The sequence below is a fragment of the Hyalangium minutum genome, assembly GCF_000737315.1.
GTDB lineage: Bacteria > Myxococcota > Myxococcia > Myxococcales > Myxococcaceae > Hyalangium > Hyalangium minutum.
This window is the reverse complement of the sequence record NZ_JMCB01000003.1, coordinates 1,163,344-1,176,289: the sequence shown is the minus strand read 5'-3', so window position 1 is coordinate 1,176,289 and position 12,946 is coordinate 1,163,344. Positions and strand designations below refer to the sequence as shown.

Annotated in this window: 9 protein-coding genes; 5 read left to right on the top strand and 4 right to left on the bottom strand. The window is 68.8% G+C overall.

What is annotated here, in order from left to right; translation table 11 throughout:
• Nucleotides 1-62 precede the first annotated feature (62 nt).
• The 4 genes from DB31_RS11360 to DB31_RS11345 form a co-directional block, all read right to left on the bottom strand.
• Nucleotides 63-899, bottom strand: coding sequence for a nucleotidyltransferase family protein (locus DB31_RS11360; protein ID WP_338034290.1), 837 nt, complete (start codon nt 897-899; stop codon nt 63-65).
• Nucleotides 900-995: 96 nt separating this feature from the next.
• The gene (locus DB31_RS11355; RefSeq protein WP_063769206.1) at nt 996-2,183 is read right to left on the bottom strand and encodes a serine/threonine-protein kinase; all 1,188 of its coding nucleotides are present in this window, start codon (nt 2,181-2,183) and stop codon (nt 996-998) included.
• Between the two features lie 10 nt (nt 2,184-2,193).
• Entirely contained in the window at nt 2,194-4,053 is a 1,860-nt protein-coding gene (locus DB31_RS11350) for a serine/threonine protein kinase (RefSeq protein ID WP_044186047.1), read from the bottom strand.
• Nucleotides 4,050-4,907, bottom strand: coding sequence for a DUF2381 family protein (locus DB31_RS11345; RefSeq protein ID WP_044186046.1), 858 nt, complete (start codon nt 4,905-4,907; stop codon nt 4,050-4,052). The genes DB31_RS11350 and DB31_RS11345 overlap by 4 nt, the downstream gene beginning before the upstream one ends.
• 267 nt (nt 4,908-5,174) lie before the next feature.
• Here DB31_RS11345 and DB31_RS11340 point away from each other — a divergent pair, with 267 nt between their 5' ends.
• From DB31_RS11340 to DB31_RS44710, 5 genes are read left to right on the top strand one after another with little or no spacing between them, the layout of a single operon-like run.
• Complete coding sequence (locus DB31_RS11340) at nt 5,175-6,767, top strand: sensor histidine kinase (RefSeq protein ID WP_075305948.1); 1,593 nt, start codon at nt 5,175-5,177, stop codon at nt 6,765-6,767.
• Nucleotides 6,764-8,251 (top strand): sensor histidine kinase, encoded by a 1,488-nt coding sequence (locus tag DB31_RS44715; RefSeq protein ID WP_157231919.1) that lies wholly within the window; start codon nt 6,764-6,766, stop codon nt 8,249-8,251. The genes DB31_RS11340 and DB31_RS44715 overlap by 4 nt, the downstream gene beginning before the upstream one ends.
• Nucleotides 8,248-10,506, top strand: a complete 2,259-nt coding sequence (locus DB31_RS11330) for an ATP-binding protein (protein ID WP_044186045.1) — start codon at nt 8,248-8,250, stop codon at nt 10,504-10,506. Before DB31_RS44715 ends, DB31_RS11330 begins: the two co-directional genes overlap by 4 nt.
• Nucleotides 10,506-10,952, top strand: coding sequence for a response regulator (locus DB31_RS11325; RefSeq protein WP_044186044.1), 447 nt, complete (start codon nt 10,506-10,508; stop codon nt 10,950-10,952). Before DB31_RS11330 ends, DB31_RS11325 begins: the two co-directional genes overlap by 1 nt.
• Entirely contained in the window at nt 10,949-12,946 is a 1,998-nt protein-coding gene (locus tag DB31_RS44710; protein ID WP_205628489.1) for a PAS domain-containing hybrid sensor histidine kinase/response regulator, read from the top strand. The genes DB31_RS11325 and DB31_RS44710 overlap by 4 nt, the downstream gene beginning before the upstream one ends.

The following is a 12,946-nucleotide window of genomic DNA, read 5'->3' as shown; positions in this document are numbered from 1 at the left end:
GCTCACCCGTGAGCCCTGACGACCCGACGCCCTGGAGAAACCCCCGGCGGCACCCGGTGATCCTAGTGCTGGCTGGAGGTGCCCGTAGGGGAACCGTCGCCCCGGCTGCCATCCTTGAGTCCGCTGCGGTAGCCCCACTCCGAGACATCCACTTCGTAGTTGCAGTTGGACAACAGGGGGCCGCGGCACACGCGCTCCTCCCACGGTCCCTCGTGCAGCGAATCCGTGGTGCGCGACAGCAACTCGCGCATGAGCCAATCGGGCACCACGTCACGGTCGGAGGGGTAGGCGTAGCGGAAGAACATGAGGTGTCCGAGGAGCACCTCCCAGTGCCCATCGAAGCGGGCCAGCAGCCGGCCCCAGTCGAAGCTGCGGCCCGCCGTGAGGAAGAGGTGGTTGAGCTCGGCGCCATCGTAGCGCTCCCGCTCCAGGACAAAGGCCTTGCTCCAGACAATCTCCTCGGGGGGAGGGATGCGGCAGCGCACGCCCAGCACCTCCGCCTCGCGGGCGTGGGTAAACCAGGCATCGTCCACGCAGGTGATCCCGTTGCCAGACGCGTAGATGAGGTCCACCAGGTAATTGCCCAGGTAGGCCTTGTGCAGCCAGCCATGCACGCGCGACTTGGTGCTCCAGCCCTTGGCCTCGAAGGCGCGCAGGGCGGCTTCCCCGTCGCGCTCGCGCACGAAGAGGTCCAAGTCCTTCGTGTCGCGCCAGATGCCGGTGTACTGGGAGCTTGCGTACGCGCCGCCCACCAGCGCCTCCACACCCGCCTCTTGGAGAAGGCGAATGGCCTGGGCGCGGGCCTTCAGCTCCGCTGGCTCACGCTTGTCCTCGGCCAAGCGGGCATCCGTCCCCATCTCGCCCGGGTGGTTGGGGTTTCGCTCCTCGATGTGGTTCATTCCATCAAAGGTAGGAATCGGCTCGCCCGGCTGTGCGCCATGTGCCGCCCCCGCTGGCCGCCTGCTCGCCCCATGAGCAGCCTGGCGGTGCTTCGGCTATTCCGAGCAACCCTCCGCGCGCCACTGGGCCGAACTGGAGCTGTCCGACGCGGGCGCCCCGGAGTCCTGGAAAGTGGGAACGCCGACGTCCTGGTTCACCCGCGAGGCTGACGACATGCGCCGCACCTCCGCGAGGGCTTCGGCGGCCCCATACGGTGCTCCCCACGCCGCCAGCCCTTGGCGCAGAGCGTCCTCCAAGGCCGCCGCCGACGGGTAGCGATCCTCCGGGCGCCGCTGGAGCAGCGTGCGGAGGATGGAGCGCAGCGGCGGGAACACCTCCTCCGTGAGCTCCTCGACGTCCTGCGCGCTGTACGTGGCGGCCCGCAGGATGAAGTCGTCGACTTGCTCGGGCAGGTCCGCCACCGTGGCGATGTGGTGAGCGGCCACCACCTTCGCGCGTGCCTCGGGCGTGAGCGCCGCCTCCAAGTCGGACGCGCGCAGCGTGGGCGTGCTGTAGAGCCCCTTCGAGGTGACAAGCTCCAGCATCACCAGCCCGAGCGCGAAAAGATCCGAGCGCGCATCCATCGGCTCGTCCAGAAGGGCCTCGGGGGCGCCGAAGTAGGCATCTCCCTGCGGACGCGGCAGCGAGGTGGCCACCCGGCCCGGCAGCAGCGACCGGGCGAGCGCGAAGTCCGTGAGCTGGATCGTCCCGTCGGGCCGCAGGTAGATGCGAGCCGGGTTCACGTCCCGGTGAATGATGCCGAGCGGGCGGCCTTGCTCGTCCGTGCGCGTGTGCGCGTGGTGCAGCGCACTCGCCACCTCGGCGCCCACGTGGAGCGCAAAGCCCGCGGACAGAGAGACTCCCCGCAGGACTGCGGCGGTCACGCAGGTGTCGAGCCGTGCGCCCGTCACCCGCTCCGACAGGATGTAGAGCACGCCCTGGGACACGGTCCGCCCGAGCACGCGGGCGATGTTGGGATGATCCAGGTAGGCGGCGAGCCGTGCTTCCTCCTCGAGCCGAGCGCGGATCCGGGCCTGGGTTTCCGCGTCGTACTTGGGCGAGACCAGCGGCAGACTTCGCGCGAGGTAGGTTCCCTCGGGGCCCAGCCGGGAGCGCTGCTGCACGGTCAGGACGGTCTCGCCGTGGTGGGTCGTCTCCAGGACTCGGAGGAACGCATACGAGAAGTCGCCCAGGGAGAAGAGGATGAGGCCCTCGGGCCTCTGGGGACCTGTGGCAGTGGCCATGGGGACGCTCCTATTGTCGCATTGCCTGCGGGTTCCATCTTTCGAGGGGCATGACTGTCGAGTTGGCGAACGCGGTCGCTGTGCCGTCCTTCAATGCCTCTATCGGGTTGAGGCCCGAGACAGCACACACCGGGTACTTTCTCTGGCCCGGGAACTCGACGTGGTCGTAGACGATGCGGAGGATTCCGAGGGGGGAGTCCTCCCTCCCCTCGTCGTTGATGTAGGCCCGCCCGTAAAACAGGGTGCCAGGTGGTGCCTTCACCTGGCCGGGCGCGCTGTCCGGCACGACGCCGATGATCGGGGCGCCCAGCGTGAACGTGAACGCGCCACGGTCCGGGCCTCTCTCGTCGAGTCTGACAATGAACCTATCGCGCCCCAAATCCCAGCCCAGCTTCTTCATGGCTTGAATTGACCCGGGGGGACACTCGAGGAGCTCGGCCTTGAAGGGAACCGAGGCGCACCCGTGCGAGAGAGCCATTGCCAAAGGGAGGGTCTTGCACCAGGCCGCGAAGCCGGGGGAGCCCGGGGCGGGGGCTGACTTCGGGGCGCGTGCGGTACGGGAGGACGGGAGATCATCGGACGGCTGGGGCTTCACGGTGGATCCTTCCTTCGGTGCGGCTGTGAGAGCGGGAGCAGACACAGGCAGGGTATCCTCAGGAGGAAGCGCCGGAGCAGCCGGGATGGTGGGAGCGGTGGCCTCTCTCCGCGCGGGTGCGGGTGGAGGGCGCTCGCCCTGGGTGAGCCATGTGGCTGCCACTACAGCCATCACGACGGCTCCCACGAGCGCCAGAGGCTTGCGCCCATGCGGGCGAGAGGCAGCCTCCAAGCCGGAGAGCCCATGCGGCTGGAGCCAGGAGCGGAGGCGGGCTGCCTGCTGGTCAGCCAGGGCCAGCACTTTGCGCCAGCCCTGTCTCTCCGAAGCCGCGAGCCCCACCGCCTGCACGGCGTCAACGGGTGAGGGCTGGCGCTGCGCAGAGGGCAAGTGCACCTCCGCCGCGTATTCCGGACCGGGATGGTGGGCCAGCTCCGCCAACCTGCGCTGGAGCGCCTCGAAGCTCTCGGGTCTGAGCGCCGGGTTGCGCGCCAGCAAGTCCTCCACGAGCGCACTCAAGGCCGGGGGGACACGCGGGTTCACCGTTCGCGACGCGGGAAGGCCCACGGGATCCGCGAGACCGGCGTGGGCTTTCGCCTTCGTCGGGAGCGGCTCCGTGAGCAGCTCGTAGAGCATGACGCCCACGGCGAAGAGCTCATCCGCCACTTTGAACGGATAGCGCGCTCCAGGCTTGCGGCCCTGCTTGGAGAGGAACGCGTGCGCCTCGGGCGAGCGGTAGCGCTCGGTTCCCGGAGGCAAGGGAGTGGCCGTCAGCTCGTCGGCATTCGGGGAGGTCGCGCAGCCCAGGTCGATGAGCACCGGCTCGCCGGTTCTGCGGATCATCACGTTGGACAGCTTCAAGTCCCGGTGAAGCACACCCCGCGCGTGCATGTACTCTACGGCTCCGGCCAACTGGGCGAACACGCTCGCAAGCTCGCGAAACGTGGGGTGCGTGCGCTCCAGCCAGTCTCCCAGCGTCCAGCCGTCCACATACTCCAGCACGCAGAACGCGCGGCCATCCGGCAGGTACCCGTAGCCGCGAGGCTTGATGATGTGGGGATGATCCAGCGTCAGCAGCAGCGCCACCTCGCGCAGAGCGCGCGCGTGGGTCTTGCCCGTGTCGCCGCTCTGCTCCCGGTGGAGCGCGACCTTGAGCGCACAGGCTTTCCCGTGTTGCTCGGCATGGTGGACGGCACCAAAGCCGCCCGTGCGCAGGGCTCGGATGATCTGCCAACCGTCTACACGTGTGCCGGGCTGAAGTTCCATCGCTCCGATCATGGCTGGACCTCCTTGGCGGGTGGCAGTTGCACGCTCGGAATCGAGAAAGAAGGTGCTCCCGCCGGACCGTTCAGGTGCAAAGTGAATTTGAGCCCCGCGCTGGGCGGTGGCACCTCCGCCTCCGCGAACAGCCGGACGCGTTCTGGTGAGGTTTTGTTTGGCTCTATTTTGATGGCGCGCACTCGCACCTCTCCGGTCTTGCTCGTCAGGGTCGCGCCGACAGGGCTCCATGCCAGGTGCCGAGGGGGGCGGATGATCTCCACATCCACCAGCACCCAGGTGCTCGCGCGATAGGACACCCCCGCAGTCGACTCGAAGCCGGACGCAGCTTCCTTGAAGGGTCTAAAAGCCAGGGTTTGCACGCCGTCCTTGTCGATGAGGCCGGAAGCGATGGCGTCCGCTGCACTCGGGGCGGAGCACGGCGCGCACTCGGCCTGCGCCGGACAGGCGGGGGCTGGGACCTGGAGCCGGGCAATGTCGAGCTCCGTGTCCACTTCGGAAGGGTGCGCCACCAGCGCGAACTCGGCCGCCTCGGGTGTCCTGCCCTCCGCCCAGGGGACGCGCAACGTCCAGCGTTCACCCGGGCGGGGTTCGCTCAAGGGTTCGAGGATGATTGACCGCTCGCCTGTATCCACCACCTGGATCCGCGTCCGGTCCACCTCCACGGCCTTTCCTTGGACAGGAGCGGCGAAGACCAGGACCGTGCGGACCCCTGTGGCAATGCGGACCTCCAGGGGCTGGCCGGCCCAGGAGACAGAGCGCCGACGCGCTTCACGGGCCGGGGCCGCTGGGGCTTGCGCCAGGGGTGCCCCGAGCAGGAAGGGCACCAGGGCCAAGGTAATAGGTAAGAGCAAGAACGGGTGACCTCCCAGGTAGGTACCCTACCAGACCCGGCTCGTGCCCAGCGCCTCAGGCATTGCTCCAGGCGAGTTCAGGGCACATCTTCCCCCCCCTCTCTGTGGCCTGTGCTCCACACCGGGCAGCCGTGCGAACCGTTGTCTCCTCGATAGCTCATGAAAACGAACAAAGTCCCTGGACCCGGAGGCGTTCTAGGAAGTGGCCATGCCCAAGGTGTCCGTTGTGTCGGAGTCCGTGCGGATGCCCGAGGAGAAGGGTAGCCCATGAGCCAATTGTCCATCCAAGCTGCGCCGGACGCTGTACGGCCCGTCGACCTCCTCCTGGTGGAAGATCAGGTGGCGGACATGCTGGCGCTGGAGCGGGCGCTGGTGCCGCTGGGACAGCGCCTGACGAAGGTCTCCTCGGGCGAGGAGGCGCTCTCTCACCTGAAGGAGACGGAGTTTGCCGTCATCCTCATGGATGTGCGGCTGCCAGGGCTGGATGGCTTCGAGACGGCGCACCTCATCCAGGAGCGCGAGCCGGAGCGGCGCATTCCCATCATCTTCCTCACGGGCGCAACTCGGGAGGAGGCGCCCGTCGTCCGCGCGTACGCGAGTGGCGCGGTGGACTACCTGCACAAGCCCCTGGAGCCGGAGGCCCTGCGCGCCAAGGTGAGCACGCTCGTGCTCATGCACCGCGAGCTGGACAGCCTGCGGCGCGAGAAGCAGGCGCTGGAGCTGCGGGCGCGCGAGGCGTTGGAGGCGGAGCGGCGGCAGGCGGATCGTTACCGCTCGCTGGTGGAGGCCACGGCCACGCTGGTGTGGACGAAGGATGCCCAGGGCCGGGCCACCGAGGACTCGCCCGCGTGGCGCGAGTTCACCGGCCAGAGCGAGGCCGAGCACCATGGCTTTGGGTGGATGGACGCCATTCACCCCGAGGATCGGGAGCGCAGCCTGGCGATCTGGGAGCAGGCCATTGCCCAGCGCACGGCGTACCGCGCGGAGTACCGGCTGCGGCGCAAGGATGGGGTGTACGTGCCCTTCAGCGTCCGGGGGATGCCGCTCTTCGAGCCGGACGGGAGGGTGCGCGAGTGGGTGGGCGCCAGCATCGACATGTCCGCGCTCAAGCGCACCGAGGCGGAGCTGCGCGAGGCGGTCCGCCTGCGCGAGGAGTTCCTCTCGGTGGCCGCGCACGAGCTCAAGACGCCGCTCACGCCGCTGGCCTTGCGCCAGCAGCTCATTCGCAAGGAGCTGAAGGGGGCACTGACACCGGAGACGGCGGAGCGGTTGAAGCGGCACCTGGATGCGGCGGACGGCCAGCTGCGGCGCCTCGCGGCCCTCGTGGACAGCCTGCTGGATACCACCCGCATCTCCAGCGGCCGCCTGCCGCTGCGGCATGAGCGGGACGTCAACCTGGCGGCGGTGGTGAGGGATGTGGCCTTGGGCTTCGAGGCGCAGGCGCTCGCGGCGGGTTGCCCGATGGAGATCGACGCCCCAGCGCGCGTCGTGGGCCGGTGGGATGTGCTGCGGCTGGAGCAGGTGGTGACGAACCTCCTGTCCAACGCACTCAAGTTCGGTGCGGGCCGGACGGTCTCTCTGCGGGTGGAGGAGACTCAGGAGGGGGCGCGGCTGGTGGTGCGGGACAAGGGGATTGGCATCGAACCGACGTTCCTCCCGCGCGTCTTCGAGAAGTTCGAGCGGGGCGTGTCCGAACGGCACTACGGCGGCATGGGCCTGGGCCTCTTCATCACCCGTCAGGTGGTGGAGGCTCTGGGCGGCCGCATCTCGGTGGAGAGCCAGCCAGAGCATGGGGCCACCTTCATCGTCGAACTGCCGCGCGAGGCGCCGGCGGGCTCTCCCGAGGGAGGTTCGCGTTGAGCGCTCCGACTCCCTTGCGTGTCCTCGTGGTCGACGACAGCGCGGCGGACCGACTCATGGCGGCGCGCACCCTGCGGCGTGCTTTCCAGGGCGTGGTGATCCTCGAGGTGGCGACGGCGGAGGAGTGGGAGCGGGCGCTCGATGAGGGCGGGTTCGATCTGGCCCTCTTGGACTACAACCTGCCCTGGGCGGATGGCCTCGAGCTGCTGCGCAGGATTCACCTGCGGCTCCCGGGCATCCCCGTCATCATGCTGACGGGAACCACCCGCGAGGAGACGGTCCTGGAGGCGGTGCCCGAGGGGCTCGAGGAGTACCTGCCCAAGACGCTCGATGCGTACGAGCAACTGCCGCGCACCGTCCGCTTCGCCCTGGAGCGAGGGCGCCAGCGCCGCGCCCTGCTGGAGTCACGGGAGACGCTCCGGCTCGTCATCGAGGGCGTGAAGGGTCATGCCATCTTCTTCGTGGACGCGGAGAGGCGCATCTCCTCGTGGAATGCGGGGGCGCAGGCCGTCACGGGCTACAGCGAGCCCGAGGCGCTGGGGCAGCCTTTCCGCCTGCTGCTCGCCCCCGAGGAGGAGGAGCATCCCCGGGGAGAGCTGGCCGAGGCGGCTCAGAAGGGGCACTTCACCGGCGAGCGCTGGTGTCAGCGCAAGGACGGCAGCCGTTTCTGGGCGGACATGACGATGAGCGCCCTGCACCATGAGGAGGGGGGCCTGCGGGGCTACGCGCTGGTGGTGCGGGACGCCACGGAGCGGCGGCGGACGGAGGAGTTCCGAGAGCGCCTCTTGGGGGTGGTGGGGCACGATCTGCGAGGGCCGCTGCAGGCGATTCTCCTGCAGGCCCGGGTGCTGCACCGGACTCAGCAGCCCGAGGCGGTGAGCCGAGGAGCCACGCGCATCACGGTGGCGGCCGAGCGGATGGAGCGCCTCATCCGAGACCTGCTCGATCTGACCCGCAGCCGGCTCGGTGGGGGCATTCCGGTGCAGTGCCAGCACTTCGATCTCTTTGCGCTCGTGCGAGAGGTGAGCGAAGAGGTGGAACTGGTTCACCACGGAGGCGGGCGCGTCCGGGTGCGCATGGACGGGGATGGCTACGGGGCGTGGGATCCCGGCCGGCTCACCCAGGTGGTGCAGAACCTGATGGGCAATGCGCTCAAGTACGGGACGCCCGGTGGTCCCGTCGAGGTATGGCTCCGGGGCACGCCGGACGGAGTGTTCCTCACGGTTCACAACGACGGTCCTCCCATCCCCGGGGACTTACTGCCCCATCTCTTTGATCCATTTCGCCGGGGTGAGGGGCACCGGGATCGCGGGCTCTCGCAAGGCCTGGGTCTGGGCCTCTACATCGTGCACGAGATTGTTCGTGCCCACGGCGGCCACATCGAGGTGTCCTCCACCGAGGAAGAGGGCACCCGGTTCGAGGTGCGCTTGCCGCGGCACGCTCCGCCTTGCGCGAGCCTGGCTGCTGCCGAGGGGTCTCCATGAACGTCTCTGCCTCCGTCGATCTCAGCGCGTGTGATCGGGAGCCCATCCATCTTCCAGGCACCATCCAGGCCCACGGGGCGCTGCTGGCGTTGCGAGGACCGGACTTCACGGTGGTTCAGGCCAGCGCCAACACGGCCGAGTGGTTTGGCCAGGAGGCGGTGCAGGTGCTGGGGAGGCCGCTGTCCGCTGTGCTGCCGGGAGAGGCCTGGGCCCGTGTCCAGGCCGCGCTGGGCCAAGTCGAGCTGCGCACCGCCAACCCCGTGCGGCTGACGCTGGGAGAGGGCGCCCAGGCGCGGCCGGTCAATGCGCTCCTGCACCGCCAGGAGGCGGTCGTCATCCTCGAGGTGGAGGCGCGAGACGCGGAGGGGGGCGTGGGGGCGCTGGATCTCTTCGCTCAGGTGCGGATGTCCATGACGCGCTTCTTGAACGCCGCCACCTTGGAGCAGCTCTGCGGGGCCGCGGCCGAGGAGATCCGGTGCGTCACGGGCTTCGATCGGGTGATGGTCTACCGCTTCGACGCGGACTGGCACGGGGAAGTCATCGGCGAGGCCGTGCGCGAGGGCGTCGACAGCTTCCTCGGGCTGCACTTCCCGGCCTCGGATATTCCTGCCCAGGCGCGCCGGCTGTACGAGCAGAACTGGCTGCGCCTCATCCCCAACGTCCGGGCGCCCGCGGTGCCGCTCGTCGCCGCACGGGGGGCGGTGCCGGACAAGCCGCTCGATCTGTCCTTCGCCACCCTGCGCAGCGTGTCGCCGGTCCACCTGGAGTACCTGCGCAACATGGAGGTGAACGCCTCCATGTCCATCTCCATCATGCAGGGCGAGCGCCTGTGGGGGCTGATCGCCTGTCACCACCTGGCGGCCCGGTGGCTCTCCTATGAGGAGCGCGCCGCGTGCGAGTTCATCGGGCAGCTGCTCTCGGGAGAGGTCTCCGCCCGAGCCCAGCGCGCGCACGCGGAGGCCCAGGCGCGCCATGGCGCCATCCAGGCCCAGCTCGTTCAGCGCATGAGCCGGGAGGAGCGCTTCCTGGAGGGGCTGAGCTCCGGCACCCCGAGCCTGCTGGACGTCGTGTCCGCGAGCGGTGCCACGGTCTGGTTGGAGCAGGGACGGGCCTCGGTGGGGCGCACGCCTTCGGAGGCGCAGACGCAGGAGCTGGTGAACTGGCTGGGCCAGGTGGCGGGGGAGAGCCTGTTCCAGACGGACTCGCTGCCGGGCACCTACCCGCCCGCGGCCGCCTTCGCGGAGGTGGCGAGCGGCCTGCTCGCCGTGCCGCTGTCCACGCCGGCCACGCAGTGGGTGCTCTGGTTCCGTCCCGAGGTGCTCCAGAGCATCACGTGGGCGGGGAACCCGCACAAGCCGGTGGAGGAGGGGGTGCGGCTGAGTCCACGCAAGTCCTTCGCGGCGTGGCAGGAGACGGTGCACCACACGGCCCTCCGGTGGAAATCGGAGGAGGTGGTGGCCGCGCAGGAGTTCCGCGGCGCCATGGTGGGCGTCGTGCTGCGCAAGGCGTCGGAGCTGGCCCGGCTCAACGCGGAGCTCGCGCGCAGCAACGAGGAGCTGGACGCCTTCACGTACATCGCGAGCCACGATCTGAAGGAGCCGCTGCGTGGCATCCAGCTCTACACCCGCTTCATCATCGAGGACGCCGGGGACCGCCTGGATCCCGAGACGCGCGAGCGCCTGTCCTTCATCCAAAAGCTGGGCGTGCGGATGGTGGAGCTGCTCGAGGGCCTGTTCCACTACTCGCGGATGGGCCGCATCCAGTTGTCGGTGAAGGAGACGGATCTGCAGGAGCTGGTGGAGGACGTCGTCACGACCCTGCGGGGCCGCCTGGAGGAGACGAAGACCGAGGTGCGGATTCCCCGGCGGCTGCCCACGGTGCGCTGCGACTTGCTTCGCATCCGCGAGGTGCTGGCGAACCTGATCTCCAACGCGGCCAAGTACAACGACAAGCCTGAGCGCTGGGTGGAGATCGGCTTCACGGACTCGGTGGTGCCTTCGGGCAAGGCCGAGGCGGGCTTCGCGCTGTACGTGAGAGACAACGGCATTGGCATCCCAGCCAAGCACCACAAGGCCGTCTTCGAGATGTTCCGCCGGTTGCACGCGGAAGAGGCATATGGCGGAGGCTCGGGCGTGGGCCTGGCCATCGTGCAGCAGGTGATCGAGCGCCACGGCGGGCAGGTGTGGCTGGAGTCCACGCCGGGCGAGGGAACCACTTTCTTTTTCACCCTGGGCCCGAGTGCTGGAGGTGTGTGATGGACGTGCTGCCCATTTTGCTGGTCGAGGACAACAACGCGGATGCCGAGGCGCTCCACCGGGTGGTGAAGATGCTGAGGCTGCCGCTGGAGATCAAGCGGTGCACCACGGGGGCCTGCGCGCTGGACTACCTGCATTTGCGCGGCAAGCACTCGGAGAAGGCGGAGGCGCCGCGGCCTGCGTTCATCCTGCTCGACTACCACCTGCCGGACATGAGCGGGGATGAGGTGCTCGAGGCCATCAAGCGCGAGGAGCGGCTGAAGTCCATCCCCGTGATTGCGTTCTCGGGAGCGACGGATCCGCGCAACGTCCAGTCCATGTACCAGGAAGGGGCGAGCTCGTTCGTGCCCAAGCCTCGGGACGCCGACGCGCTGCAGCACACGGCGGAGAAGATGATGGCCTACTGGTTGGCCCTGGTGCTGCTGCCGGAGGAGAAGACTCCGTGAGCGATCCACCAGAGCCTGTCGAGCAGAAGCAGGAGCGGCGGGTCACGGAAGAGCGCTACCGCGCGCTCTTCGAGTCCATTGATGATGGCTTCTGCCTCTTGCAGCTGCTCTTTGACCGGTCGAACCGGCCCGTTGACTACCGCTTCCTGGAGACGAACGCCGCGTTCGAGGAGCACACGGGGCTGAGGAACGCCGTGGGCAAGACGGCCCGCGAGATGGTCCCCCACTTGGATGAGTCCTGGTTCCTTCTCTATGGGAAGGTGGCCCTGACGGGCGAGGCCCTGCGCTTCGAGAACCATGCGCCGGCGATGGGGCGCTGGTTCGAGGTGTACGCCAACCGCGTGGGCGCGCCCGAGCTGCGGCAGGTGGCGCTCGTGTTCAAGAACATCACCGAGCGCAAGGTGGCGGAGGCGAAGCTGCAGGAGAGCGAGGCCCGCTTCCGGAACATGGCGGACCACGCGCCCGTCATGCTCTGGGTGACCGATACCCAAGCCCAGTGCACCTACCTCAACCAGCAGTGGTACGACTTCACCGGCCAGACAGAGGCGACGGGCCTGGGGGTGGGGTGGCTGCAGGCCATCCACCCGGAGGATGCGCCGCATTCGGAGGCCGTCTTCCTGGCCGCCAACCGCGAGCACAAGCCGTTCCGGATCGAGTACCGCCTGCGAGACAAGGACGGCGCGTACCACTGGGCCATTGACGCGGCGAGCCCTCGGTTCGGGCCGAATGGAGAGTTCCTGGGGTACATCGGGAGCGTCATCGACATCGAGGCCCGCAAGCAGGCCGAGGAGCAGCGCGAGCAGTTGCTCCGCCGCGAGCAGGCGGCGCGCTCCCAGGCAGAGGAGGCCAACCGCCTGAAGGATGAGTTCCTCGCCACCGTCTCGCACGAGCTGAGGACGCCCCTGGCCGCCATTCTGGGCTGGGTGCAGATCCTGCGTACAGGCAACCTGTCCGAGGAGAAACGGGAGCGGGCGCTGGCGACGGTGGAGCGCAATGCGCGCACCCAGGCGCAGCTCATCGAAGATCTGCTCGACGTCAGCCGCATCCTCGCGGGCAAGCTCAAGCTGGAGGTGTCATTCGTCGAGCTCCGGAGCGTGGTGGAGCAGGCGCTGGAGACGGTGCGCCCCGCGGCCGAGGCCCGGGACATCCGTCTCCAAGCCGCGCTCGACTCCACGAGCGGGGTGATGGGAGATGCCACGCGGTTGCAACAGGTGGTGTGGAACCTGCTGTCCAACGCCGTGAAGTTCACGCCCAAGAGAGGCCGGGTGCAGGTGCTCCTGGAGCGCCGCGACTCGTCCGTGGAGGTGACGGTGGCGGACACGGGCCGGGGCATCCCGAAACACTTTCTGCCGCATGTGTTCGAGCGCTTCCGGCAGGAGGACGGTGGCACGACACGCCAGGAGGGCGGCCTGGGGCTAGGGCTCTCCATCGTGAAGCATCTCGTGGAGGCGCACGGGGGCTCCGTGAGTGTGACCAGCGAGGGAGAGGGGAAGGGGGCCGTCTTTGTCGTGCGCCTGCCGCTGGCGGTGGCTCGGTCGCGAGAAGCCTATGTGCCGCCCGCCCTCCAAGAAGTGGCGGAGAGGGCCGGGCTTACGTGTCCACCGGAGCTGACAGGCCTGCGCATCCTCGTGGTCGATGACGAAGCCGACGCGCGCGAGATGCTCCGCGCGATGCTCGAGGGCTGCAAGGCCGTGGTCCGCACCGCCTCCTCCGCGCAAGAGGGGCTGCGCGTCCTGCAGGAGGAGCCGCAGGACCTGCTGGTCTCGGACATTGGTATGCCGCGCGAGGATGGGTACACCTTCATTCGCAAGGTGCGGGCGTTGCCCATGGGGAGCTCCGGCCGGCTGCCTGCGGTAGCGCTGACGGCCTACGCGCGGGTGGAGGACAGGACGCGCGCGCTGCTCGCGGGCTTTCAGAGCCATGTGCCCAAGCCCGTGGAACCCATCGAGCTGCTGGCGGTGCTGGCCTCGCTCGCGAGCAGGGTGAGCGGGTAG

What these genes read in the sequence shown, in the direction of transcription:
- DB31_RS11355 (WP_063769206.1), bottom strand. Translation starts at nt 2,183, where the DNA reads ATGGCCACTGCCACAGGTCCCCAGAGGCCCGAGGGCCTCATCCTCTTC.
- DB31_RS11350 (WP_044186047.1), bottom strand. Translation starts at nt 4,053, where the DNA reads ATGATCGGAGCGATGGAACTTCAGCCCGGCACACGTGTAGACGGTTGG.
- DB31_RS11325 (WP_044186044.1), top strand. Translation starts at nt 10,506, where the DNA reads ATGGACGTGCTGCCCATTTTGCTGGTCGAGGACAACAACGCGGATGCC.
- DB31_RS11360 (WP_338034290.1), bottom strand. Translation starts at nt 899, where the DNA reads ATGAACCACATCGAGGAGCGAAACCCCAACCACCCGGGCGAGATGGGG.
- DB31_RS11330 (WP_044186045.1), top strand. Translation starts at nt 8,248, where the DNA reads ATGAACGTCTCTGCCTCCGTCGATCTCAGCGCGTGTGATCGGGAGCCC.
- DB31_RS11340 (WP_075305948.1), top strand. Translation starts at nt 5,175, where the DNA reads ATGAGCCAATTGTCCATCCAAGCTGCGCCGGACGCTGTACGGCCCGTC.